The sequence below is a fragment of the Pelagimonas sp. genome, assembly GCF_058892305.1.
Genome location: NZ_JBZXVN010000029.1, coordinates 31,642 through 56,951, shown reverse-complemented (window position 1 = coordinate 56,951; position 25,310 = coordinate 31,642). Strand labels below are relative to the sequence as shown.

26 protein-coding genes are annotated in these 25,310 nt (G+C 57.0%); 24 read left to right on the top strand and 2 right to left on the bottom strand.

All coding sequences use genetic code 11. The annotated features are described in order from the left end of the window. The first annotated feature begins 366 nt into the window (after positions 1–366). The 17 genes from AC5EFR_RS11835 (at position 367) to AC5EFR_RS11755 (ending at position 15,939) form a co-directional block, all read left to right on the top strand. A complete protein-coding gene (locus tag AC5EFR_RS11835; RefSeq protein ID WP_493576012.1) occupies positions 367–2,661 on the top strand; it encodes a bifunctional salicylyl-CoA 5-hydroxylase/oxidoreductase in 2,295 nt (764 codons plus the stop codon). After that, the gene (locus AC5EFR_RS11830; protein WP_493576011.1) at positions 2,658–3,416 is read left to right on the top strand and encodes an SDR family NAD(P)-dependent oxidoreductase; all 759 of its coding nucleotides are present in this window, start codon (positions 2,658–2,660) and stop codon (positions 3,414–3,416) included. Before AC5EFR_RS11835 ends, AC5EFR_RS11830 begins: the two co-directional genes overlap by 4 nt. Continuing rightward, positions 3,413–3,889: a MarR family winged helix-turn-helix transcriptional regulator gene (locus AC5EFR_RS11825; protein WP_493576010.1), complete on the top strand. Its 477-nt coding sequence runs from the start codon at positions 3,413–3,415 to the stop codon at positions 3,887–3,889. The genes AC5EFR_RS11830 and AC5EFR_RS11825 overlap by 4 nt, the downstream gene beginning before the upstream one ends. Next, on the top strand, positions 3,889–4,689 hold the full coding sequence (locus AC5EFR_RS11820; protein WP_493576009.1) for an enoyl-CoA hydratase family protein: 801 nt from the start codon (positions 3,889–3,891) through the stop codon (positions 4,687–4,689). Before AC5EFR_RS11825 ends, AC5EFR_RS11820 begins: the two co-directional genes overlap by 1 nt. After that, positions 4,689–5,846 (top strand): acyl-CoA dehydrogenase family protein, encoded by a 1,158-nt coding sequence (locus tag AC5EFR_RS11815; RefSeq protein WP_493576008.1) that lies wholly within the window; start codon positions 4,689–4,691, stop codon positions 5,844–5,846. The genes AC5EFR_RS11820 and AC5EFR_RS11815 overlap by 1 nt, the downstream gene beginning before the upstream one ends. Further along, a complete protein-coding gene (gene kynA / locus AC5EFR_RS11810; protein ID WP_493576007.1) occupies positions 5,843–6,673 on the top strand; it encodes a tryptophan 2,3-dioxygenase in 831 nt (276 codons plus the stop codon). The genes AC5EFR_RS11815 and kynA overlap by 4 nt, the downstream gene beginning before the upstream one ends. A gap of 8 nt (positions 6,674–6,681) precedes the next feature. Next, a complete protein-coding gene (locus AC5EFR_RS11805; protein WP_493576006.1) occupies positions 6,682–8,298 on the top strand; it encodes an AMP-binding protein in 1,617 nt (538 codons plus the stop codon). Between the two features lie 145 nt (positions 8,299–8,443). Next, positions 8,444–9,580 carry an ABC transporter substrate-binding protein gene (locus AC5EFR_RS11800; protein ID WP_493576005.1) on the top strand — a complete coding sequence of 379 codons (1,137 nt, stop codon included), beginning with the start codon at positions 8,444–8,446 and terminating at the stop codon, positions 9,578–9,580. A 54-nt stretch (positions 9,581–9,634) separates the two neighbouring features. Next, positions 9,635–10,555, top strand: a complete 921-nt coding sequence (locus tag AC5EFR_RS11795; RefSeq protein ID WP_493576004.1) for a branched-chain amino acid ABC transporter permease — start codon at positions 9,635–9,637, stop codon at positions 10,553–10,555. A gap of 8 nt (positions 10,556–10,563) precedes the next feature. Next, positions 10,564–11,547, top strand: a complete 984-nt coding sequence (locus AC5EFR_RS11790; RefSeq protein WP_493576077.1) for a branched-chain amino acid ABC transporter permease — start codon at positions 10,564–10,566, stop codon at positions 11,545–11,547. Next, complete coding sequence (locus AC5EFR_RS11785) at positions 11,540–12,289, top strand: ABC transporter ATP-binding protein (RefSeq protein WP_493576003.1); 750 nt, start codon at positions 11,540–11,542, stop codon at positions 12,287–12,289. The genes AC5EFR_RS11790 and AC5EFR_RS11785 overlap by 8 nt, the downstream gene beginning before the upstream one ends. Continuing rightward, complete coding sequence (locus AC5EFR_RS11780; protein WP_493576002.1) at positions 12,286–12,975, top strand: ABC transporter ATP-binding protein; 690 nt, start codon at positions 12,286–12,288, stop codon at positions 12,973–12,975. The genes AC5EFR_RS11785 and AC5EFR_RS11780 overlap by 4 nt, the downstream gene beginning before the upstream one ends. A 2-nt stretch (positions 12,976–12,977) precedes the next feature. Further along, positions 12,978–13,385, top strand: coding sequence for an acyl-CoA thioesterase (locus tag AC5EFR_RS11775; RefSeq protein WP_493576001.1), 408 nt, complete (start codon positions 12,978–12,980; stop codon positions 13,383–13,385). Beyond that, complete coding sequence (locus tag AC5EFR_RS11770) at positions 13,382–13,783, top strand: RidA family protein (protein WP_299937462.1); 402 nt, start codon at positions 13,382–13,384, stop codon at positions 13,781–13,783. Before AC5EFR_RS11775 ends, AC5EFR_RS11770 begins: the two co-directional genes overlap by 4 nt. Positions 13,784–13,787: 4 nt before the next feature. Then, a complete protein-coding gene (gene lepB / locus AC5EFR_RS11765; RefSeq protein WP_493576000.1) occupies positions 13,788–14,450 on the top strand; it encodes a signal peptidase I in 663 nt (220 codons plus the stop codon). A 45-nt stretch (positions 14,451–14,495) separates the two neighbouring features. Beyond that, on the top strand, positions 14,496–15,692 hold the full coding sequence (gene kynU, locus AC5EFR_RS11760; RefSeq protein WP_493575999.1) for a kynureninase: 1,197 nt from the start codon (positions 14,496–14,498) through the stop codon (positions 15,690–15,692). A 10-nt stretch (positions 15,693–15,702) separates the two neighbouring features. Then, the gene (locus tag AC5EFR_RS11755; RefSeq protein ID WP_299924458.1) at positions 15,703–15,939 is read left to right on the top strand and encodes an Lrp/AsnC ligand binding domain-containing protein; all 237 of its coding nucleotides are present in this window, start codon (positions 15,703–15,705) and stop codon (positions 15,937–15,939) included. A gap of 8 nt (positions 15,940–15,947) precedes the next feature. Here the strand turns inward: AC5EFR_RS11755 and AC5EFR_RS11750 are convergent, their stop codons facing one another. Together AC5EFR_RS11750 and AC5EFR_RS11745 are read right to left on the bottom strand one after the other, a co-directional pair. After that, positions 15,948–16,580: a transglycosylase domain-containing protein gene (locus AC5EFR_RS11750; RefSeq protein ID WP_493575998.1), complete on the bottom strand. Its 633-nt coding sequence runs from the start codon at positions 16,578–16,580 to the stop codon at positions 15,948–15,950. Positions 16,581–16,604: 24 nt separating this feature from the next. After that, entirely contained in the window at positions 16,605–17,486 is an 882-nt protein-coding gene (locus tag AC5EFR_RS11745) for a MurR/RpiR family transcriptional regulator (protein ID WP_493575997.1), read from the bottom strand. 73 nt (positions 17,487–17,559) lie between these two features. Here AC5EFR_RS11745 and AC5EFR_RS11740 point away from each other — a divergent pair, with 73 nt between their 5' ends. The 7 genes from AC5EFR_RS11740 (at position 17,560) to AC5EFR_RS11710 (ending at position 25,299) form a co-directional block, all read left to right on the top strand. Beyond that, positions 17,560–18,327: an N-formylglutamate amidohydrolase gene (locus AC5EFR_RS11740; protein WP_493575996.1), complete on the top strand. Its 768-nt coding sequence runs from the start codon at positions 17,560–17,562 to the stop codon at positions 18,325–18,327. Further along, a complete protein-coding gene (locus AC5EFR_RS11735; RefSeq protein ID WP_493575995.1) occupies positions 18,324–18,842 on the top strand; it encodes a TRAP transporter small permease subunit in 519 nt (172 codons plus the stop codon). Before AC5EFR_RS11740 ends, AC5EFR_RS11735 begins: the two co-directional genes overlap by 4 nt. Beyond that, on the top strand, positions 18,832–20,157 hold the full coding sequence (locus tag AC5EFR_RS11730; RefSeq protein WP_493575994.1) for a TRAP transporter large permease: 1,326 nt from the start codon (positions 18,832–18,834) through the stop codon (positions 20,155–20,157). The genes AC5EFR_RS11735 and AC5EFR_RS11730 overlap by 11 nt, the downstream gene beginning before the upstream one ends. Positions 20,158–20,222: 65 nt before the next feature. Then, entirely contained in the window at positions 20,223–21,257 is a 1,035-nt protein-coding gene (locus tag AC5EFR_RS11725) for a TRAP transporter substrate-binding protein (protein WP_299924476.1), read from the top strand. Positions 21,258–21,317: 60 nt separating this feature from the next. Further along, a complete protein-coding gene (locus AC5EFR_RS11720) occupies positions 21,318–22,679 on the top strand; it encodes a glutamine synthetase family protein (RefSeq protein WP_493575993.1) in 1,362 nt (453 codons plus the stop codon). Between the two features lie 95 nt (positions 22,680–22,774). Beyond that, entirely contained in the window at positions 22,775–24,157 is a 1,383-nt protein-coding gene (locus AC5EFR_RS11715) for an aldehyde dehydrogenase family protein (RefSeq protein WP_493575992.1), read from the top strand. Further along, positions 24,154–25,299: an iron-containing alcohol dehydrogenase gene (locus AC5EFR_RS11710; RefSeq protein ID WP_493575991.1), complete on the top strand. Its 1,146-nt coding sequence runs from the start codon at positions 24,154–24,156 to the stop codon at positions 25,297–25,299. Before AC5EFR_RS11715 ends, AC5EFR_RS11710 begins: the two co-directional genes overlap by 4 nt. Positions 25,300–25,310: the final 11 nt, after the last annotated feature.

The following is a 25,310-nucleotide window of genomic DNA, read 5'->3' as shown; positions in this document are numbered from 1 at the left end:
CCTGTGCCAATGCCCCCTGAGCGACGATGAGGGGCACCAGATAATAAAGACCGGAATCGACGTAGGCGAGATTTTTATCGTTGCTCTGCCTTGCCGGCGAGATGCTCAATTTATAGGCATCTCCTCTGGGCTAAGATTTCAGGCTGGCATTGAATGTGGGTCGATAGTTCGCTTAAGTCTTTTTGTAAGTATCAGAAATTATTAAAATAATAGTGAAGGTATTCCCATTTTTGACTCCGCTTGCAGGGCATTGTTAAGCAAAGATCGAAAGTTAAAATATATAAAGTTTAGGTTTAAAATATTTTTGCTTGAAATAGATAATTTCCCTGTTACGGTTTTCCCATCAAAGATCGTTTGGGGGATAAAATGCGGTACGCGTGTCTTGGTGGTGGTCCGGCCGGATTGTATTTTGCAATCTCGATTAAACTGCGTCAGCCCGATGCAGAGGTTGTGGTTTTTGAGCGCAATCGCCCTGATGATACCTTTGGTTGGGGTGTGGTTCTCTCCGATGAAACTTTGGACAATCTTGCCCAGAACGACGCGGCAAGCGCCGCCGCCATACGGGAACATTTTGCTTATTGGGATGACATTGCTGTTCATCACAAGGGGCAAAAGATGCTGTCCACCGGGCATGGGTTTTGCGGCATCGGGCGCAAACAATTGCTCTTGGTTTTGCAAGATCGGGCGCGCGCGCTTGGTGTTGATCTGCGCTTTGAATCCGAGGCGCGTCCCGCCACCGAATATGCCAAAGACTTTGACGTTGTCGTGGCCAGTGATGGGTTGAATTCCAAGACCCGCACCGAGCTTGCCGATCGTTTCAAACCCGAAATTGATACCCGCAAATGCCAATTTGTCTGGCTTGGCACCCATCAAAAATTTGATGATGCCTTTACCTTTATCTTTGAAGAGACGGACAAGGGCTGGGTTTGGGCGCATGCCTATCAATTTGACGATGACACGGCGACGTTTATCGTCGAATGCACCCAAGACACCTTTGATGCCTATGGGTTTGGTGACAAAAGCCAGCAGCAGACCATCGAGATTTGCCAAGAGATTTTTGCCGATCATTTGGATGGTCACGCCTTGATGACCAACGCCAATCACATTCGCGGCTCGGCATGGCTGCAATTCCCTCGGGTTCTTTGCGAAAACTGGAGCGCGGATAACATCGTTTTGCTCGGCGATGCCTCGGCGACGGCGCATTTTTCGATTGGCTCGGGCACCAAGCTGGCCTTGGAAAGCGCCATTGCTTTGGCTCAATACATTGCGGACGAGCCAACGCTCGGGGCCGCTTTCGCCAAATACCAAGATCAGCGGCGCATCGAAGTGTTGCGCCTGCAATCGGCGGCGCGCAATTCGGTAGAATGGTTCGAGGACGTGGAGCGTTACCTCGACCTTGATCCGGTTCAACTCAACTATTCGCTTTTGACCCGCAGCCAGCGGATCAGCCATGAAAACCTACGTGAGCGTGATCCGAAATGGTTGGCCGAGGCCGAAGATTGGTTTCAGGTTCAGGCTGGAGGAACGAGCAGAGAGACGCCGCGCGCGCCAATGTTTGCGCCGTTTCAGTTGCGCGATATGCCCTTGGAAAACCGTGTGGTTGTGTCTCCGATGGCGCAATACAAGGCGGTTGATGGCTGTCCGACCGATTGGCATCTGATCCACTATGGGGAACGCGCCAAGGGCGGCGCGGGGCTCATCTATACCGAAATGACCTGTGTCTCGGCGGATGGCCGGATTACACCGGGCTGCCCCGGATTATATGCGCCTGAGCATGAAACGGCATGGGCACGGATCAACGATTTTGTGCACGCCGAGACCGACGCCAAGACCTGTTGTCAGATTGGCCATGCCGGGCGCAAAGGCTCAACCCGAGTGGGATGGGAGGGCATGGATCAGCCCCTTGAAACCGGCAATTGGGAGCTGATCAGCGCCTCGGCCCTTCCTTGGACAGAGGGCAACGCCACGCCGCGCGACATGACCCGGGCCGATATGATTACCGTGTGTGATCAGTTTGTGAAGGCCACCGATATGGCCGCGCGCGCCGGGTTTGACATGATCGAGCTGCATGCCGCCCATGGCTATTTGATCTCGTCCTTTATCTCGCCCCTGTCCAATTTGCGCGGCGATGACTATGGCGGCTCGCTTGAAAACCGGATGCGTTATCCGCTTGAGGTCTTTGCGGCCATGCGCGCCGCTTGGCCCGCCGACAGACCGATGTCGGTGCGAATTTCGGCCAATGATTGGATGGGCGAGGCGGGTGTTACCGCGCAAGAGGCGGTTGAGATCGCCAAGATGTTTAGCGCCGCGGGGGCAGATATTATCGACGTTTCAGCCGGGCAAACCTCGCCCGAGGCCAAGCCTATCTATGGCCGTATGTTCCAGACCCCGTTTAGTGACCGAATTCGCAACGAAGCCGGGCTTAAAACCATGGCGGTTGGCAATATCTATGAGCCCGATCATGTCAATTCGATCCTGATGGCGGGGCGCGCCGATCTTGTCTGTTTGGCGCGGCCGCATTTGGCCGATCCTTATTGGACCCTGAATGCCGCCACGGCGCTGGGGGATCGTCAGGAAATCTGGCCCAAACCCTATGAGGCCGGGCGGGATCAGGCCTGGCGGTTGGCCGACAAAGACGCGGAAACGGCGGGCCGGGTATGAGCGTTGCCGACAAACACATCGTTGTGACCGGCGGCGGCACCGGGGTTGGCGCGGCCATCGCCGAAACGCTGGCCCATGAGGGGGCCAAGGTCACCATTTTGGGCCGTCGCGAGGCACCGTTGCGCGAGGTGGCCAAACAACACAAATTCATCGGCTATGCGACCTGCGATGTCACCGATGCCAGCGCCGTCAAAGCGGCCTACCAACAGGCGCGCGGGCTAAACGGCCCGATATCGGCGGTGATTGCCAATGCCGGGGCGGCGGTGAGCGTACCCTTTGCCAAAACCAGCGCTGAGGCCTTTCAATCCATGTTGGATGTGAACCTAACCGGTGTCTTCAACTGCTTTCAGGCGGCTTTGTCGGACATGGAGCAAATGGGCGAAGGGCAGATGATTGCCATCGCGTCCTCGGCCGGGCTCAAAGGCTATCCTTATGTGGCGGGGTATTGCGCTGCCAAACACGGGGTCGTGGGACTGACCCGCGCCTTGGCCCATGAATTGGCGAGCAGCGGCATCACCGTGAATGCCGTCTGCCCCGGTTTTGTGGATACGCCCATGTTGGACCGGTCGATCACCAACATCAGCGAGAAGACCGGGATGAGCGCCGAAGATGCGGCGAAATCGCTCAAACGCGGCAATCCGCAAAAACGTTTTATCGAGGTTGATGAGGTCGCGGGGGCGGTGCTCTGGCTGTGCTCAAACGCGGCGCGCTCGGTTAATGGTCATGCTCTGAGCCTGACCGGAGGGGAAATATGAGCCAGAAACCCAATACCCAAGTGCCAGAACCCGCCTCCAAAGACCGCCTGCGGCTGTGGCTGCGGTTGCTCAAAGCCAGCCGTCTGGTCGAGGCGGAGTTGCGCGAAAACCTACGCCAGGAATTTGGTGCGACCCTGCCGCGCTTTGACGTGATGGCGGCCCTGTCGCGTTATGACGAGGGTCTCAAGATGAGCGCGCTTTCCGGTGTGTTGCGGGTTTCAAACGGCAATGTCACCGGCATTGTTGATCGTTTGACCGAAGAGGGGCATGTGGTGCGCGTGGCTGTGCCCGGAGATCGCCGGGCGTCAAAAGTGTGCCTGACCGACCAAGGCCGGGCTGAATTTGCCCGCCAAGCCGCCGCCCACGAAACATGGGTCGATGAGATGTTGAGCAGTTTTGATCAGGACGAGGCCGCCGTCTTGGCCACCCGTCTAGACAACCTTGTGACCACCCTAACCGAAGGAGAGGATTGATGCGCACAGATGTAACGCATTTTCGCTGTGACATCCGCGATGGGATCGCCTTTATCGCGCTTGACCGACCGGATCGCAAAAACCCGCTCACCTTCGAAAGCTACGCCGAGCTGCGCGATTGGTTCCGCGATTTGGCCTATGCCGATGACGTCAACGCGGTGGTGTTTGGGTCAAACGGCGGCAATTTCAGCTCAGGCGGGGATGTGCATGACATTATCGGCCCGCTGACCAGAATGTCGATGAAAGAGCTTTTGGCCTTTACCCGGATGACCGGCGATTTGGTCAAGGCCATCGTCAATTGCACCAAACCGGTGATTGCCGCGATTGACGGGGTCTGTGTTGGGGCCGGCGCGATTATCGCCATGGCATCCGACCTGCGTATCGCCACACCGGACGCGAAATGCGCGTTTTTGTTCACCCGCGTTGGGTTGGCGGGCTGTGACATGGGGGCCTGTGCGATCTTGCCTCGGATCATCGGTCAGGGCCGCGCCGCCGACTTGCTTTATACCGGGCGCTCGATGAGCGCCGAGGAAGGCGCGGCATGGGGGTTTTACAACTCTGTTGTCGCGGCGAATGCCCTTGAGGAGGCCGCGGAAACCTTGGCAACCCGCATCGCGGCGGGTCCGAATTTTGGTCACATGATGACCAAGACCATGCTGGCGCAGGAATGGTCGATGTCTATCGAACAGGCGATTGAGGCCGAAGCCCAAGCCCAAGCGATTTGTATGCAAACGGCGGATTTTGAGCGCGCCTATCGCGCCTTTGTCGGCAAAGAAAAACCTATGTTTGAGGGCAACTGATGGCGGATCAAAGCTTTCTGTCTTGGCCGTTTTTTGAGGATCGGCACCGCGACTTGGCCGAGGGTCTGGAGACTTGGGCCAAAGCCAAGATCACCGATGTTGATCATGCGGACACCGATCAAACCTGTCGCGATTTGGTTGCAAGTCTCGGGGCGGCTGGGTGGTTGGATCACACCGCGTCGCCTGCTGGAAATTTGGATGTGCGCAGCCTGTGCCTATCTCGCGAAACATTGGCCCGACATGACGGTTTGGCGGATTTTGCCTTTGCAATGCAGGGGCTTGGCACCGGGGCGATTTCGCTTTTTGGCAGCGACGAACAAAAGGCCGCGTGGCTCCCGCTCACCCGCTCCGGCACCGCGATTTCGGCCTTTGCGTTGACAGAACCGCAATCGGGGTCGGACGTCGCCAATTCGACAATGACCGCAACGCTGGACGGCGATAGTTACGTTTTGAACGGCGAAAAGACTTGGATTTCCAACGGCGGCATCGCCGATGTTTATACGGTGTTTGCCCGCACCGGCGACGCACCGGGGGCCAAGGGGCTGTCGGCATTTGTTGTCCCGGCTGACACGCCCGGATTGCGCGTTACAGAACGGCTCGGCACCATCGCTCCGCACCCTTTGGCGACGCTGGAGTTTCGCGATTGCCGCATCCCGGTCAGCGCCCTCATCGGGGCCTCGGGGCAGGGGTTCAAGATCGCCATGTCGGTGCTCGACGTGTTTCGCGCTACGGTTGGCGCCGCGGCGCTTGGCTTTGCTCGGCGTGCGCTTGATGAGGCTGTCAAGCGCGTTCAGTCGCGTCAAATCCAAGGGGCCCCCTTGGCGGATTTGCAGATGGTTCAGGGGCATATCGCCGATATGGCACTGGATATCGACGCGGCGGCTTTGCTCATCTATCGCGCCGCATGGACCAAGGATAGCGGTGCGCCGCGTATCACCCGCGAAGCGGCTATGGCCAAGCTTTTTGCCACGGATCATGCCCAAAAGATCATCGACAAGGCGGTGCAATTGCATGGCGGCGATGGGGTGCGATCCGGCGAAACGGTCGAACGGCTTTATCGCGAAATCCGGGCGTTGCGCATCTATGAAGGTGCCTCCGATGTCCAACGGATCATCATCGCCCGCCAGACCCTAGCCGAACTCGGAGGCCAGACATGACAACTGATCCAGAACAGCACGGGGCCAAGACCGATTTTTCGCAAAAGATGTCCTACGGCGATTACCTTCATATAGATCAAGTCATTTCGGCCCAGCATCCTTTGTCCGAGGCCCATGACGAAATGCTGTTTATCGTCCAGCATCAAACCTCTGAGCTGTGGATGAAACTGATGCTGCATGAGCTTGGTGCAGCGCGGGCCGATATCGCATCGGATCAGCTCCCGGATGCGTTTAAAAAGCTGGCCCGCGTGTCGCGGATCATGGAGCAGCTCAACAACGCATGGGACGTTCTGCGCACCATGACGCCGAGCGACTACACAAGTTTTCGCGATGATCTGGGGATGAGCTCGGGGTTTCAGTCCTTACAATACCGTTTGATCGAATACGCGTTGGGCAACCGCAATTTGGCGATGTTGAAACCACACGCCCATGATCCAAAGGGCACCACCCGGCTAGAGACAGAGTTGGCCGAGCCGACGCTGTATCAAACCGTTTTGTCCTATGCGGCGGCGCAGGGGCATGACGTGCCCACCAACGCAATCGCAACCCCGGCGCAAGCGCCGCATGAGGCCATTCCAGAGATCCGAGCCATGTGGGCCAAGGTGTATGCAGATCCCGCAACCCATTGGACGCTCTATGAAATGGGCGAAAAACTTGTCGATCTTGAGGATTATTTCCGCCGCTGGCGTTTCAACCATGTGACCACGGTTGAGCGGGTGATTGGCTTTAAACGCGGCACCGGGGGCACCGGCGGTGTCGACTATCTCAAAATGATGCTGTCGGTCGAACTCTTTCCAGAGCTTTGGCACGTTCGCACGGAACTCTAGGGGAATTCATGCTGGGACCATCCGCTCATATCGACACGTTTTGCCGCGATAACCTTCCGGCGCTCGAGGATCAGCCTGACTTTCTACTCGACGGGTTTGACTATCCTGACCGGTTGAATGTCGGGGCCGAACTGACCGATGCCATGGTGGGGCGTGGCTTTGGGGATCATACGGCGCTTATCGGCAATGGTCGGCGGCGCACCTACAAAGAGCTGAGCGATTGGACCAATCGGTTGGCCCATGTTCTGGTCGATGATCTTGGGGTGAAACCGGGCAATCGAGTGTTGATCCGCTCTGCCAACAACCCGGCCATGGTGGCCTGTTGGCTGGCGGCGACCAAGGTGGGCGCGGTTGTGGTCAACACCATGCCAATGCTGCGCGCGACGGAATTGACTGCGATCATCGACAAGGCCGAGATCAGCCATGCACTTTGTGATACGCGCCTCTTGGATGAGCTGGAAACCTGTGCGCAGACGTCGCACTTCCTCACGTCTGTCACTGGGTTTGATGGCACCTCGAACCACGACGCCGAGCTGGACCGCCTGGCGCTTGAAAAACCGGTGCAATTTGATGCGGTAGAAACAGGGCGCGATGACGTTGCGCTGCTTGGGTTTACTTCGGGAACAACCGGGTCGCCCAAGGCGACGATGCATTTTCATCGCGACCTTCTGATCATCGCCGATGGCTATGCACGAGAGGTTCTTGGCGTCACCCCTGATGATGTTTTTGTCGGCTCGCCGCCTTTGGCGTTCACCTTTGGACTTGGCGGACTGGCGTTGTTCCCACTGCGTTTTGGGGCGACGGCGACCTTGCTGGAAAACGCAGCCCCGCCGCAGATGATTGAAATTATTCAGAAATACAAGGCGACGGTGTGCTTTACCGCGCCCACCGCCTATCGCGCCATGTTGGCCGCGATGGAGCAGGGGGCCGATTTATCATCGCTGCGGGCGGCGGTTTCGGCGGGGGAAACCTTGCCTGCGCCCGTCTATCAGGACTGGATGGATAAAACCGGCAAACCGATGCTTGACGGCATTGGCGCGACCGAACTTTTGCACATCTTTATCTCCAACCGATTTGACGATCATCGCCCGGCCTGTACCGGAAAACCGGTGCGCGGCTATGAGGTGAAAATCGTCGGGCCAAAGGGCGAAACGCTCGCCGCTGGTGAGGTTGGCAGGCTTGCGGTGCGCGGCCCGACCGGGTGTCGCTATTTGGCGGATGAGCGTCAGCAGGGATATGTGCAGGATGGCTGGAACATCACTGGCGATGCCTTCCAGATGGACAAAGATGGCTATCTGCATTTCGCGGCGCGCAACGACGATATGATCGTGTCTGCGGGCTACAATATTGCCGGGCCCGAGGTCGAGGCGGCCTTGCTCTCGCATCCGGCGGTCAAGGAATGCGCGGTGATCGGTGCCCCAGACGAGGCGCGCGGCATGGTGGTTGAGGCGCATGTGGTGTTGGCCACACCCAGCAGCGCAAAGGATTTGCAAGACCACGTCAAAGCCACCATCGCCCCCTATAAATACCCGCGTTCGGTGGTGTTTTGTGACGCCCTTCCCAAAACCCAGACCGGGAAAATTCAACGTTTCCAACTCAAACCGGGGGGCGCGCGCGAGCACTAGAAATCAACCAAATGATAAAAGACTGTTGACCCTGTCGGTTTTGCATAGATCAATGCAGCCCTGTTAGCGGTCTCACGGCCCGAAAAGAAACCCGCCCTAGCCGCCGTCAGAGCGACACACGCGGACCAACAAGGAGTAAAGACAGATGAAATTGAAAGCACTTGCATTGGCCAGTTGCATGGCGGCCCTGACCGCCCCGGTGGCGGCCGAAGGTCTCAAAGTTGGCATGATAACGACCCTGTCTGGGGGCGGTGCGGGCCTTGGTATTGATGTGCGCGATGGCTTTATGCTTGCCGTGTCGCAAGCCGATCGCAAAGACATCGAAGTGGTGATCGAAGATGATCAGCGCAAACCCGATATCGCCGTGCAATTGGCCGACAAGATGATCCAATCGGAAAAGGTCGACGTGCTGACCGGGATCATTTGGTCGAACCTTGCCATGGCCGTGGTTCCCGCCGCAGTCGCGCAGGGTAAATTCTACCTCTCGCCCAATGCCGGTCCGTCGGTATTGGCGGGCAAGGGCTGTAACCCCAACTACTTCAACGTCGCATGGCAAAACGACAACCTGCACGAAGCAGGCGGGGCCTATGCCAATACCGCCGGTCTCAAAAATTCCTTCATCCTCGCACCGAACTACCCGGCGGGTCAGGACGCGTTGACCGGTTACAAACGCATGTACGAAGGCGAGTTGGCCGGTGAATTGTTCACCAAGCTCGGTCAGACCGACTACGCCTCGGAAATTGCGCAAATCCGTGCCTCTGGTGCCGATAGCGTCTATTTCTTCCTGCCCGGCGGCATGGGAATTTCCTTCCTCAAGCAATATGCCGATAGCGGTTTGGACATCCCTGTTGTTGGTCCGGCTTTCTCCTTTGATCAGGGGATTTTGCAGGCGGTTGGTGATGCCGCGCTGGGTGTGGTGAACACCTCGCAGTGGAACAAAGACATCGACAACGCCACCAACGCGCAGTTCGTCAAAACCTTCCAAGAGGCCTATGGTCGCTTGCCTTCGCTTTATGCGAGCCAAGGGTTTGACACCGCCAACCTGTTGATGAGCGCCATGGATGTGGCCGATGTTTCGGATGCCGATGCCTTCCGCTCCGCACTTCAGGCGGCGGATTTTGATAGCACCCGCGGGGACTTCAAATTCGGTTCCAACAACCACCCGGTCCAAGACATCTATGTGCGCGAAGTGATCAAAGAGGGGGACGTCTTTACCAACAAGATCATCGGAACGGCGCTGTCGGATCATGCGGATGTTTACGCGGCTGACTGCAAATTCTAAATCAACCCGGTCCGGGCGCATGGGTGCCCGGACCACTCGAACGGATCTCCTCGCATGTCTATGATACTTCTCGCCGAACAGGTCCTGAACGGCCTGCAACTTGGCGTCATGCTCTTTGTCATGGCGGCTGGTCTGACGCTGGTTTTCGGCGTCATGGGCCTGATCAATCTCGCCCATGGCTCGCTCTTTATGATCGGGGCCTTTGCGGCGGCGGCGGTGGCCGGGGCGACCGGGTCGTTCCTATTGGCTCTGATTGCGGCGCTCTCTGCGGCGGCGGCGGTGGGGGCCTTGGTCGAGGTTGTGGTGATCCGACGGCTTTATGATCGTGATCATCTCGATCAAGTTTTGGCCACCTTTGCCCTGATCCTGATCTTTTCCGAAGGCACGCGCTGGATCTTTGGCTCCTTCCCGCTGTTTCTTAACATACCGCCCTACCTTGCCGGTCCTGTAACCCTTCCCGGCGGTATCGAATATCCGCTCTATCGCCTGACCCTGATCGCCATTGGCCTGTCGATTGCGGCGGCGCTTTTCTGGCTGATCAACCGCACGCGGCTGGGCATTCAAATTCGCGCCGGTGAAAATGACCGCGAGATGATCGCGGCGCTCGGCGTTGATATTTCTAAACTCTACACCATCGTCTTTGCGCTAGGCGCAGCGCTGGCCGGACTTGCGGGGGCGCTCGTTGGTGCGATCCAATCGGTTCAGGTCGGCATGGGCGAACCGGTTTTGATCCTCGCCTTTGTGGTGATCGTGATTGGCGGCATCGGTTCAATCAAAGGCGCGTTGATCGCTGCCATTCTTGTTGGCCTGACCGACACCTTGGGCGGCGTGTTGCTTCCCGCCTTGTTCAAACAGTTTTTGGAGGCCTCGGCGGCCACATCCATCGGCTCTTCGCTGGCCTCTATGGCGATTTACATCCTCATGGCGGTGGTGCTGATCTGGCGCCCAACCGGTCTTTTCGGAGCGCGTGCCTGATGCCCCAGATGACACGCGAAACCCTGTTTAATCTTGCCATGATGGCCGGCTTGATCCTCTTCCCGCTTTGGGCGTGGATCGCCGATGAACCCTTTATGATCACTCTGGCGACCAAGGCGGTCATCCTCGCACTGGCCGGTGTTGGCCTCAACCTTGCCTTGGGTCTTGGCGGGTTGGTAAGCCTTGGCCACGCGGCGTTTTTCGGCCTTGGCGGCTATGCCATGGGCATTCTGGCCAGCCACGCCCAAAGCTATAGCCCAATCCTTGAAACCCCATTTGTGATCGAAGGCACCAAGTCGATGCCGGTGATCTGGTTGACCGCCATCATCTCCTCGGGCCTTGCGGCTTTGGCGATTGGCGCGCTGTCTTTGCGCACCTCTGGGGTCTATTTCATCATGATCACGCTGGCCTTTGGCCAAATGCTGTTCTTCTTCGCGATTAGCTGGCCGGCCTATGGCGGCGAAGATGGCCTGTCGATCTATGTGCGCAATGGGTTTCCCGGCCTCAACACGCTTGATCCGATCCAGTTCTACGGCATCTGTTTCACCGTCCTGACCATCGTGCTGATCCTTTGCGCGCGTCTGGCCAAATCGCCCTTTGGTCTTGCCCTGAACGCGGCACGTCAAACCGCCGAACGGGTCGAAACCGTTGGCATTTCGCCCTACAAACTGCGCCTTGTGGCCTTTACCCTGTCGGGGATGATCACCGGCTTGGCGGGCGCGCTCTTTGCTGATCTCAACCGTTTTGTCAGCCCGACGATGTTCAGCTGGCAAACCAGCGGTGAGATCATGGTGTTCATCATCATCGGCGGTGTGGCGCGGCTTTTTGGGCCGGTGGTTGGCGCGGTGATCTTTATTGCGTTGGAACATTTGCTTGGCGGTCTGTCCGACTATTGGCACATCTATCTTGGCATTTTGTTGCTGTTGATTGTGCTGTTTGCGCGCGGCGGTGTCATTGGCACACTGGCGGGAAAGGAGAACGCACATGACTGAAGTCCTCCTTGAAACCCGCAATGTTTCCAAAAGCTTCGGGGCCCTACAGGCCAGCAAAAACGTGAGCCTCGATTTGCGCGCCGGGGAAATCCACGCCTTGATCGGCCCCAATGGCGCGGGCAAATCGACCTTGATCAAACAAATCGCCGGTGGCTTGAAGCCGGATGCGGGCAGGGTGCTTTTGCAGGGCCAAGATGTCACCGGTCTCAACACCGCGGCTCGGGCGAAACGCGGCCTTGGCCGGACGTTCCAAATCTCGGCCCTCGCCATGGAAGACACGGTGTTGCAAAACGTCGTTCTGGGCGCGCTGGGGGCGGGGGGATCGCCCTTTCGCTTCTGGAAACCCGCGTTGAAAAACCCCGACTTGCGTGCGGTGGCCGAAGAGGCGCTCACCCGCGTTGGCCTGCAAGATCACGCCACAACCCGCACCGCCGAATTGTCACACGGTCAACGTCGTCAACTCGAGGTCGCCGTGGCATTGACCCTGAAACCCAAGGCCTTTGTCATGGATGAACCCATGGCCGGGCTTGGCACCGAAGGGTCCAAACGCCTGACCACCTTCTTGGATGGCCTGCGATCCGAGGCCCCAATCCTCTTGGTGGAACATGACATGGACGCGGTTTTTGCATTGGCCGATCGGATTTCCGTTCTGGTCTACGGCGCGGTGATCGCGACGGGCACGGTGGCCGACATTCGCGCCAATCCGGATGTGCGTGCCGCCTATTTGGGGGACGAAGAATGACCCTTTTGACTGTCGACAACATCACCGCGTCATACGGCGCAACACAGGCCTTGTTTGGCGTGTCGCTGTCTTTGGACCATGGCGAAGTTCTCGCGCTGATGGGGCGCAACGGCATGGGCAAATCCACCACCGTCAAAACCATCTGCAAACTTTTGCCGGTCACGTCGGGTCAGGTACGCTTGTCCGGCCAAGATCTGGCGCGAATTCCGTCGCACAAGGTGGCCCGGCTTGGCGTTGGTCTGGTTCCCGAAGGGCGCCGGTGTTTTGCCAGCCTATCGGTCACCGAAAACCTCATTGCCGCCGCCCGTCCGGGCCATTGGGACGAGGCGCGCGTGGCCGACTTATTCCCACGCCTGTCTGAGCGCCGCGATCAATCCGCCGCGTCCTTGTCGGGCGGTGAACAGCAAATGTTGGCAATTGGTCGCGCGTTGATGACCAACCCGCGCCTGTTGATTTTGGACGAGGCCACGGAAGGGCTGGCCCCCTTGGTGCGCCAAGAAATCTGGGCGGCTGTGGCCAAGTTGAAACGCGACACCGGCATGGCCATTCTGGTGGTCGATAAATCCCTGCGTGAGTTAGGACAAGTTGCTGATAAGGCCGTGATTTTGCAACGTGGCGAAGATGTCTGGTCGGGCGCGATGGCGGCCCTGAACGACGACGTCACCAATCAGTTTTTGGGGGTGTAGCCATGGGGTTTGACTATCCTCAAAAGGTGCTGTTCAAACATTGCGACCCGGCGGGAATCGTCTTTTATCCGCGCTATTTCGAGATGATCAACGACTGTGTCGAGGCGTTTTTTGATCAGGTTCTAGACTATCCGTTTGAAATTCTGTTGCAGAGCGCCGGGGTGCCCACGGCGGAAATTCAGACCCGGTTTCTGGCCCCAAGCCGCCATGGCGATGCGCTTGTTTTAACCCTAGTTGGCGTGCGTTCGGGCACCAAAAGCTTTACCCTGACTATCACCGCCAATTGCGGTGATGAGACGCGTTTTGCCGCCACATCCACCCTTGTTTACACCGATGCCCATGGCGCGTCCCAGCCATGGCCCAAAGCGGTGAAATCCAAACTCGACGCCTTTACCGGAGAGAGCACATGAGCAATCAGATCATTCACCCAGACGGCTGGGCCCCTGCCAAAGGCTATGCCAATGGCGTGCTAAGCGCCGATGGCGTGCTTTATGTTGGCGGCCAGATTGGCTGGACCGCCGAGCAGGTGTTTGAGGCCCATGATTTCATTGGCCAGATGGAGCAAACCCTCCGCAATATTCTGGCGGTGGTAGAGGCCGCTGGCGGTAGCGCCGCTGATATCACCCGCCTGACGTGGTTCGTCAAATCCAAGAAAACCTATCTCGCTCATCAAGCCGAGGTCGGACAGGCCTATCGCAAAATCTTGGGCCGCAATTTCCCCGCCATGTCGATGCTGGTCGTGGCCGATTTGATCGAAGACGAGGCCCTGCTCGAAATCGAAGCCACGGCGCATATTTCCAAAGGGTGAACCAATGCGTGTATTGAGTTTTGTTTTTGCGATCAGCCTGTTGGGGACCGTGGCACAGGCGGCGCCGCTTTGTGTTTGTCTAAAGTGTCTATCAGGAGATTATCGCAGTTTTTACCTTGTCGCGGGATCAATGAAGCCGACCATGGAACCCGAGGTTTGTTATATCGCGCGGACGGACCTAACGATGGAAGACATTGTTCCAGGCCGTATTGTCGCCTTTCAACATCCTAAAAGACATGTGGAATTCGTGTTTCGGATCGCCGCTCTGGCTGGGCAAACCGTACAAATGGTTGATGGCCGTTTGGTGATCGACGGGGGCGCTATTTCCGCGAAAAAGCTTGATCTGCCATATGTGCAGAAAATGGAACCTGAAGGGGATCAGGGGCATCTGCCTCGTTGTGGTGCTCCGGCCACCCTAGGCGACAGCTGCGATATTGATATCTGGCAAGAAGAGATGAACGGCTACCGCTACCAAACTTTGGATTTGGGTTTGCATCAGCAAGACAATACCGAGGTGTTCACCGTGCCAGACGGCCATGTTTTCGTGCTTGGTGACAATCGGGACAACGCATTGGATAGCCGTTTCAGCGTCGCCAAGGGGGGGCCGGGGGGCATTCCTGTTGGCAATATCCTCGCGGTTTTCGATACCCTGGATGACAAGAATTAAGCTGTCGGTGCAAGCCGACATAAAACCCAAAAAGGATACCTTTTGATGGCCCGTGCTTCTCTCCCTCGCAAAGAGCTTTTCGATATTCCCGAAGGGGTCATCTATCTCGATGGCAACTCTCTGGGCGTTTTGCCGAAAGGGGCCGCGGCCCGCGCCACGCAAGTGATTGAAAACGAATGGGGCAATCAGCTTATCAAAGCATGGAACACCGCCGGGTGGATGGCGCTGCCGCAGGGTGTTGGCGATCGCATCGCCGATCTGCTTGGGGCACCGTCTGGTTCTGTTGCGACTGGCGATACCCTGTCGATCAAAGTTTACCAAGCCCTTGCAGCAGCTCTGAAAATGCGCCCTGATCGCCGGGCTATCCTCTCTGACAACGGCAATTTTCCAAGCGACCTTTATATGGCGCAGGGCCTTATTGGGACCATCGACAAAGGGTACGAATTGCGTACTCCGGCCCCCGAAAATGTCATCGACGCCATCACCGAAGACATCGCTGTGGTGATGCTGACACAGGTTGATTATCGCTCTGGTCGTATGCACGACATGCGCGCCATTACCGAAAAGGCCCATGCCATGGGCGCGGTGATGATCTGGGATTTGGCCCATTCCGCCGGGGCTGTTCCGGTTGATCTCACCGCATCAAACGCCGAATTTGCGGTCGGCTGTAGCTATAAATACCTCAATGGCGGTCCCGGTGCCCCGGCCTTCATTTACGTCCGGCCTGACATCGTCGATACCATCAAACCGGCGCTGTCGGGATGGCTTGGTCACGATGCGCCTTTCGCGATGGAGCTTGATTACCGCCCGGCTATGTCCACCGAACGAATGCGTGTCGGCACCCCGCCGATCCTGCAACTGGCGGTGCTGCAAGAGGCGCTCAAAGCCTGGGACGGGGTGGCCATGGAGGACCTGCGCGCCGCCTCGATCGCCCTGTCCGAGACCTTTGTCCGCGAAGTTGAAGCACGCTGCCCCACACTCACCCTGGCAAGCCCCCGCGACCCGCATCAACGTGGCTCACAGGTGTCCTTTGCCTTTGAAAACGGCTATCCGGCGATGCAGGCCCTCATCGAACGTGGTGTGATCGGCGACTTCCGTGCGCCCAATATCATGCGTTTCGGCTTTACCCCGCTCTACTTGGATGAAAAAGACGTGGTCGCTGCCGCAGAAATCATCGAAGATGTGATCAACAACGACATTTGGCGCGACCCGAAATACCACACCGTGTCGCGCGTAACCTGAAGGATGGACCATGACCTGCCTCTTTGTTCAAATCCAATGCCGCCCCGGCACCACCTACAAGGTCGCCGATGAAATCGCCCTGCGCGAATTTCATTCGGAACTCTATTCGACAAGCGGCCAATACGAACTTCTGATGAAGCTTTATGTTCCCGAAGACGAGGATGTCGGCAAATACATCAATGCCAAATTGATGGATATTGATGGCATTGAACGCACCTTTACCACCCTGACGTTCAAGGCGTTCTAAGCGTCAGATCAATCGCATTTGGGCAGGGGGGATTGAACCTGCAATGGCATAGAGATGGCCTGGACTATGACGTCCGGGCCCATGGCCCCCATGGTTTCCATGCCCTTTAGAATAGCGTTCCGCTCTGCCAAAACTAAATCTGGTGAATGTACTAGGCTTACATGTGTGGTGGCTTTGGTTAAGGCGGCTAAAAGCGCGATGCGAGACAGGTCAATGTCTTGTATCGGTGTCGCGAAATAGGCTTGGGAGGCGTTCGCGACACCAAAGCAGCCCAAGCCTAGGTAAGCTTTTGAAACAAGCCAGAGCATTAGTTCATCGTGTGAAAACTCGGCTGCAAAAGCCAAGCCAAGGGCGATTTGTCCGGTCGGGGACATGCGGCGACCCGGCGCTTCTTGCCTTGCGTACAATGTGACCAAATATTTGGTGATCGGCGAGGTCAAGCGAGGGGTTTCATAGAAATCCGGATCAATGGCAGTGCCAAAGGCGAGAGGCACGTGTTCCGGCAATTCAGGTAGGTGGATTACCGCGCTGTCGAAGCGACGTCGCAACTCCGAAGTCAAGCTTGTGGGGACAAACGCCCGAAAGGCGATAAACACAAAGAGAACAACTAAGATCAAGACAATCAGGGTTGATATAGCCACCCGTTTTAGCACGAGAATCCGGCCTCAGTTGCTTCTGAAAATCCGACTTTCGCCAATCATCTCTTCGAGCGCGGCAATCCTGTCGGTGCTTGAATGCAGGGTCTGAATTTCCGCCACCAAGGCCTCGATCAGGAAATTGATCGCCAGCGTGCTGTCCCAGCTTGAGGGCACTTCGACAAGCGTTCGGAACGTGTGTTTGGCGTATTTTTCAATGGGGCTGCCCCATTGATCGGTGAACAAAATGATATTCGCGCCTTGTCCAACCACCAGACTGGCAAGCCGTTCCAACTCTTTTTCATAGCGCCGGATATCGAACACGATCAAGGTGGCGCGCTCGTCCATATCCAACAAGGATTGCGGCCAAACCGAAGGCGAGCTGTCGAGCAAGCTCACGCCGGGGCGGATGATTTGCAGATGGTTGAAAAAGTAATGGGCATTGGATCGGGTGATCCGCCCGCCAAGCACATAAAGCGTCCGGCTTGGATCGGCCAAAAGCCGCGCCACAAGGTCAAACTCTGCCGGGTCTAGCCGGTCAATTGTGGCGTTGATGTTATGCGACACCGCCATGGCGAACCGGCTAACGATGTGGTCCTTGTTGTCTGTGGTCGAAGGCGCGTCGAGCTTGGCCAGAGGTTCTTTCATCCGCGCGGCGATTTCTTCGCGGATCGCGGCCTGAAAATCTGGGAACCCTTCGAACCCCAACTTGCGCGCCAATCGGATCACTGTGGGGGTCGACACTTCGGCGGCTTCGGCCAATTTGGTGATTGATTGCATCCCCGCCACCAAAGAATCATCCATCAAGACGGCGGTTAATCGGCGCTCGGCCGCCGTGAGTTCTGATTGCTTGTCTCGGATTCTGTCCAACACCAGCCGCTGGTCCTCGGATTTTGACGGATTTTTATTCATAGGCTCGCCGCGTGTAGAGAATGCTACATAATTGTCTTGACAGCAGGGGGGCTGCTGTAGTGATCATTACACGATGGCGCGAATTGAACAACATATAGATACTTGGGGCTGGCCTGCCGCCGCGGTTTACGCAGAACCGGGGCAGGGCGGCTTTGTGCTCGTTTGCGAACATGCCTCAAGTTTTATTCCACCCCACGCAGATGGTCTTGGCCTAAGTGCGGCGGCAAAACTGTCTCATGCCGCGTGGGACATCGGCGCTTTGGACATGGCCAAGCGCCTGAGCATGCGATTGAATTCACCGTTGGTTGCGGGCGAAATTTCGCGGCTGGTCTATGATTGCAACCGCCCACTTGAGGCCCCCGATTGCATTCCCGTCCGGAGCGAAATCTACGATGTGCCGGGCAACAAGGACCTAAGCGAGGCGTGCCGCCAGTCGCGGTTTGACCAAATCCACACACCGTTTCATGATGCGGTTAGCCGTGTTCTGGATGCCTCCGGGGGCGACGTCATCCTTGTGACGATTCATAGTTTCACCCCTGTTTACAATGATTTACCTCGCGTGACGGAGCTAGGCTTCCTAAGCCATAGTGATGACCGAATGGCCCGTGCTTGTCTGGCCCAAGAACAAGAGCGCGGCCGGATGAAAGCCGCGCTGGATGAACCCTATTCCGCCACTGACGGCGTGACCTACAGTTTGCAAAAACATGGCGAAGCGCGCGGTTTGCTCAATGTGATGATTGAGGTGCGCAATGATCTGATCGACACGCCCGCCAAGGCCCAAGCCATGGGCGATCACTTGGCCGCAACCCTGATCGCCGCCAAAAAGGAGCTGACGTCATGAGCGTGCTGCACAGATTTATTCGTGTGGTTGACCGGATCAATTACCGGGTTGGTCGGGTGGCCATGTATGGCATCTTCGTGATGATGGCGATTCTGCTGTGGTCTTCGATCTCCAAAACCTTCTTCAACCCGTCGCTCTGGACGTTGGAAATGGCGCAATTTGCCATGGTCGCCTACTATATATTGGGTGGTCCCTATTCGATCCAGATGGGATCAAACGTGCGGATGGACCTGCTTTATGGCGGCTGGTCAAATAGGCGCAAGGCCGCTGTAGATATCGTTACAGTGATGTTCCTGCTCTTCTACCTTTGCGTTCTGCTTTGGGGGGGGATCGACAGCACCATGTATAGTTTCCAATACGGTGGCGAGCGGAGCCCAACCGCATGGCGCCCCTATCTCTGGCCGATCAAAGTGATCATGTGCACCGGTATAGTGCTCATGCTTCTTCAGGCCCTTTCTGAACTTGCCAAAGATATTCTGCGCCTGCGCGGAGAGGAAATTCCGCATGTCATATGAAATGATCGCGATCTTCATGTTCGCTACAATGATGGCGATGCTTCTGACCGGTCAGCGTGTCTTTGGCGCGATTGGCTTTGTCGCGGTGATTGCAGCGCTGGTGCTTTGGGGTGATCGCGGCGGCTATGATATTGCGTTTTCAAGCGCGATGAAGCTGATGAAATGGTATCCGCTTTTGACCCTGCCGATGTTCATTTTCATGGGATATGTCCTGTCGGAATCCAAGATTGCTGATGATCTTTATAAGATGTTCCATGTCTGGATGGGCGGTTTGCCCGGCGGGCTTGCGATTGGCACCATTGGGTTGATGGTGATGATTTCCGCGATGAACGGCCTGTCGGTGGCGGGCATGGCGATTGGGGCGACGATTGCCTTGCCGGAACTGCTCAAGCGTAACTATGACAAGAAAATGGTCACGGGGGTGGTTCAGGCCGGATCAAGCCTCGGTATCCTTGTGCCGCCCTCTGTCGTTCTGGTTCTCTACGCGATGATTGCCCGCCAACCGGTGGGGCAGCTCTGGCTTGCCGGGGTGGTTCCGGGCCTGATGATGGCGGCCTTGTTCATTCTCTATATCGTGGTGCGCTGTCGCCTGAACCCATCGCTTGGCCCGGCGCTGAGCGCCGAAGAACGCGCCATGCCGCGGGCCGAAAAACTGGCGCTTTTGCGCGCCGGTCTGTTGCCGGTGATGATCTTTGCGACGATGATGGTGCCCTTTGTGAATGGCTGGACATCGCTTGTCGAAAGTTCCGCCATTGGCGCGATCACAGCGTTTTTGGCGGCGGTGCTCAAGGGGCGGATGACGCGGGAAGTCTTTGAAACCTCTGTGAAAATGACCCTTGGCATTTCCTGCATGTTCATGTGGATCATCCTTGCGGCGCTGGCCTTTGGCGCGGTGTTTGATGGGCTGGGCGCGGTCAACGCGATCAAGGACCTGTTCACCGAACAGCTCGACCTTGACCCGTGGATGGTGCTGGTTTTGATGCAGCTGAGCTTTATCATCATGGGCACGTTTCTTGATGACACGGCCATGCTGGTCATCGTTGCGCCTCTATACGTGCCACTGGTCAAAGCGCTTGGCTTTGATCTGATCTGGTACGGCGTGCTTTATACGATCACCACGCAAATTGCCTATATGACGCCGCCCTTTGGCTATAACCTGTTTTTGATGCGCGCCATGGCCCCGCCGGAAATCACCCTGCGTGATATCTATGGCTCGATCCTGCCTTTCGTGCTGGTGATGACCTTTGCGCTGACGCTGGTCATGGTCTTTCCACAGATCGCGCTTTGGCTGCCGCAATATGTTTACGGAAACTAACACCGAAAAGTCACTAAAAAGACCCGGCAAACGGGCGTTCACAAACCCCACTAGGAGGAACGACCATGACGACAAGACGTAAGTTTATCACCACCGCAGGGGCCGGTTTGGCCGCTGCGCCGCTGGCCACACCCGCGCTGGCGCAAAGCACGATCAAATGGCGTATGCAAACCTATGCTGGCCCGGCGTTGGCCGAACATGTGGTGAAACCCGCCATTGATATGTTCAACAAGATCGCTGGCGACCGTATGCAGATCGAGCTGTTCTTTGCTGATCAGCTTGTCCCAACCGGTGAGCTGTTCCGCGCTATGCAGCGCGGCACCATTGATGCGGTACAATCAGATGATGACTCGATGGCCTCGCCCACCGATGTCACTGTTTTCGGGGGCTATTTCCCGTTCGCGTCGCGCTATTCTCTCGATGTGCCGGTGCTGTTCAACCAATACGGCCTGAACGAAATCTGGGATGAAGAGTATTCCAAAGTTGGCGTCAAACATATCTCAGCGGGTGCCTGGGATCCGTGCCATTTCGCCACCAAAGATCCAATCAACTCGCTCGCTGATCTGAAGGGCAAGCGCATCTTCACCTTCCCAACGGCGGGTCGTTTCCTAACCCAATTCGGTGTGGTTCCTGTGACCTTGCCGTGGGAAGACATCGAAGTCGCAGTTCAAACCGGCGAGCTTGACGGCATTGCCTGGTCGGGCATCACCGAAGACTACACCGTTGGTTGGGCCGATGTGACCAACTACTTCCTCACCAACAACATTTCGGGCGCATGGGCCGGATCGTTCTTTGCCAACCAAGACCGCTGGAACGAGCTGCCAGAAGACCTTCAGACCCTGTTCCGGGTCTGCTGTGATCAATCGCATTACTATCGCCAGTGGTGGTATTGGGGCGGCGAAGCCTCCTTGCGTGTTGATGGCACCAAGATGGAGCTGACCACAATTCCAGACGAAGAATGGGCCACCGTTGAAAGCGCGGCCATGGAATTCTGGGACGAAATCGCCGCCGAAAGCCCAACCAAGGCCAAGGTTGTCGAGATCATCAAAAAGTATAACGCTGACATGCAAAAGGCTGGACGGCCTTACCGCTACGGCTAAATAACTCTGCTGCGCCTCAAGCCTTTGGGGCGCAGCACATCAAGGATTGGGATCACGGATATGAGTCAGGTTTTGAGCTTCGAGACGTTGAAGCAACAGGTTGCGGACGGGTCGGTTGATACCGTTCTTGTGTGTCTTGTCGACATGCAGGGCCGCCTGATGGGCAAGCGGTTCCATGCCGGGCATTTTGTTGCCGGAGCTTATGAAGAAACCCATTGCTGCAACTATCTGCTCGCCACTGATCTTGAGATGGCGACGCCCGAAGGCTTTGCCTCGACCAGCTGGGAAAGCGGCTATGGCGATTATGTCATGAAACCCGACCTTGCCACGCTGCGCCCGGTGCCGTGGCTTGATGGGACGGTCATGGTGATCTGTGATGTGCTTGACCACCACACGCACGAAGACGTCCCCCATTCGCCGCGCGCCATTTTGAAGAAACAGGTTCAGCGGCTCGAACATATGGGCCTGACGCCGATGATGGCGACTGAGCTGGAATTCTTTTTGTTTGAGAAGAGCTTGGACGAAATCCGCAAATCCGGTTTCCGTGATCTTGAACCGATTTCCGGCTACAACGAAGATTACCACATCTTTCAGACCACCAAGGAAGAACACGTCATGCGCCCGGTGCGCAACCATCTGTGGAACGCCGGTATTCCGATCGAGAATTCCAAAGGGGAAGCCGAGGCCGGTCAGGAAGAGTTGAACATCAAATACGCCGCTGCGATGGACACGGCCGAGTATCACACCATTGCCAAACACGCGATCAAAGAGATCGCCTGGCAACAGGGGCACGCCGCAAGTTTCCTCCCCAAGTGGAGCCATGACAAGGTTGGCTCGTCGTCTCATGTGCATCAGTCGCTTTGGAAAGACGGGCAGAATGCCTTTTATGACCCAAGTGACAAGCTGGGGATGAGCGCCTTGATGAAGAACTATGTGGCGGGCATGTTGAAATATGCCAGCGATTACACATACTTCCTTGCCCCCTATATCAACAGCTATAAACGCTTCATGAAGGGAACGTTCGCGCCGACGCGGATCATTTGGTCGGTCGATAATCGCACGGCGGGCTTCCGTTTGTGTGGGGATTGCACCAAGGCCGTGCGGATGGAATGCCGGATTGGTGGGTCGGATATTAACCCTTATCTCGCCATGGCGGCGCTCTTGGCGGCGGGGATTGCCGGGATCGAAGAGGGGCTGGAATTGGACGCGCCAACGGTCGGCGATGCCTATTCCGGGGATACGGGTATGATCCCGGTCAACCTGCGCCAAGCGCGCGAAGCCCTGTTGAACTCAGACATGCTCAGCGCGGCCTTTGGTGAGGATGTGGTGACACATTACGCCCGCGCCGCCGAGGTCGAGATCGAAGAGTTTGATCGTGTTGTGACCGATTGGGAAATTGCCCGCGGGTTTGAGCGCGTTTAACGGTTGGGGAGCGAGAGGCCAGCCTCTCGCGCTCTCCGGGACATTTTTTGAAAGAAGAAACCAGAGGTCTGGTTTAGCAGGATGGAGGTTTGGCGATGGGCCAGACGTTGAAGTGCATTTCGCCGATTGACGGGTCGGTTTTTGCGGAACGCGATGTGTTGTCTTTGCAAGCGGCGCAGGCCGAGGTCGCACGGTTGCGCGCAGCGCAGGCCGCTTGGGCGGCACGGCCCTTGGCCGAGCGGGTTGAGCTTGTCATGGCGGGTGTTGCGGCCGTCGGGGCGATGAATGATGAGATCGTGCCAGAGCTTGCCCATATGATGGGGCGCCCGGTGCGATATGGCGGTGAATTTGGCGGTTTTAATGAGCGCGCCAGCCATATGGCCGACATCGCGGCGGAGTCTTTGGCGGATATTTCCGTTGGTGAGGATGAGACGTTTAAACGCTACATCAAGCGGGTGCCGCATGGGGTGGTTTTCGTCGTTGCGCCGTGGAATTACCCATATATGACAGCGATTAACACGGTTGCCCCGGCGTTGATCGCGGGCAACGTGGTGGCGTTGAAACACGCCACCCAGACGCTTTTGGTGGGCGAACGCATGGCGGCGGCGTTCCATTCGGCGGGGGTGCCCAAGGATGTGTTTGCCAATCTGTTTTTGGGCCACGATGTGACCTCGGATTTGATCGCAGGAAATGCCTTTGATTTTGTCAATTTCACCGGATCGGTGGGCGGTGGTCAGGCGATGGAACGCGCCGCAGCGGGCACCTTTACCGGTGTCGGAACCGAGCTTGGCGGCAAGGATCCGGGTTACGTCATGGAAGACGCCGATCTTGATGCGGCGGTCGATACGTTGATTGACGGGGCGATGTTCAATTCCGGGCAATGCTGTTGTGGGATCGAACGGATTTACGTCCATGAGAGCCTTTTCGACGCCTTTGTCGACAAGGCCGTGGCGATTGTGACGGGCTACAAGCTTGGCAATCCTTTGGACGGCGCGACAACGATTGGGCCGATGGCCAATGAACGGTTTGCTGCCGAGGTCCGGATGCAAATTTCTGAGGCCGTGGCCGATGGCGCGACGCCGCATATCGAAAGCTTTGCCGAAGATGATGGTGGTGCCTATCTGACGCCGCAAATCCTCACCAATGTCACCCACGACATGCGGGTGATGCGCGACGAGAGCTTTGGCCCGGTTGTCGGGATTATGAAAGTGTCGTCGGATGAAGAGGCCATTGCGCTGATGAATGACAGCGAGTTTGGCCTAACCGCAAGCCTGTGGACACAGGATATCGACCGGGCGGCGCACATTGGCGATCAGATCGAAACCGGCACCGTGTTTATGAACCGCGCCGATTACCTTGATCCGGGCCTGTGCTGGACCGGCTGCAAAAACACCGGGCGGGGCGGTGGCTTGTCTCAAATTGGGTTCCACAACCTCACACGTCCGAAATCTTACCATCTGAAAAAGGTGACATCATGAGCCTTGTTGGAAACTGGTCCTATCCGACCGCGATGAAATTTGGTCCGGGTCGGATCAAGGAACTGCCCGAAGCCTGTGCCGCCGCCGGAATGAAAAAGCCGCTTTTGGTGACCGACAAAGGATTGGCTGGGTTGCCGATCACCGCCGCCACGCTCGACATTATGGAGGCGGCGGGCCTTGGGCGCGGGCTGTTTTCCGAAGTGGATCCCAACCCGAGTGAGATCAATCTGGATGCAGGTGTTGCCGCCTATAAAGCCGGTGGCCATGACGGTGTGATTGCCTTTGGTGGTGGCTCGGGTTTGGATCTTGGCAAAATGGTTGCCTTTATGGCCGGGCAAACCCGTCCGATCTGGGATTTCGAAGATGTGGGCGATTGGTGGACCCGCGCCGACGCCGATGCGATTGCCCCGATTGTGGCCGTGCCAACGACGGCGGGCACCGGATCAGAAGTCGGGCGCGCCAGCGTCATCACCAATTCGCAGACCCATGTGAAAAAGATCATTTTCCATCCAAAAGTGCTCCCCAGTGTGGTGATTTGTGACCCGGAACTGACCGTTGGCATGCCGAAATTCATCACGGCGGGCACCGGGCTAGATGCCTTTGCCCATTGCGTTGAGGCGTTTTCCAGCCCGCATTATCACCCGATGAGCCAGGGCATTGCCCTTGAGGGGATGCGTCTGGTGATCGACAACCTTCCGCGGGCCTATGCGGATGGAACCGACATTGACGCGCGCGCCAATATGATGAGCGCGGCGGCGATGGGCGCGACGGCGTTCCAAAAGGGGCTTGGTGCGATTCATGCCATGAGCCACCCGATTGGCGCGGTGTTCAACACCCACCACGGCACCACCAATGCGGTCTGTATGCCAGCGGTCCTAGACCTGAATGAACCGGTCATTCGCGACCGATTTGATCGGGCCGCCGGCTACCTTGGACTTGATGGTGGTTACGACGGATTCCGCGCCTTTGTGCAGGAGTTCAACGACAGCTTTGAGATTCCTCGCAAGCTATCGGATATGGGCGTCACATCCGAGCGGATGGACGACCTTGTGGCCATGGCGCTAGAGGATCCGTCCTGTGGTGGCAACCCGGTAGAGTTGACAGCTGTCAACCTAAAAGCGCTGTTTGAAGCTTGCATCTAACATATTGATAC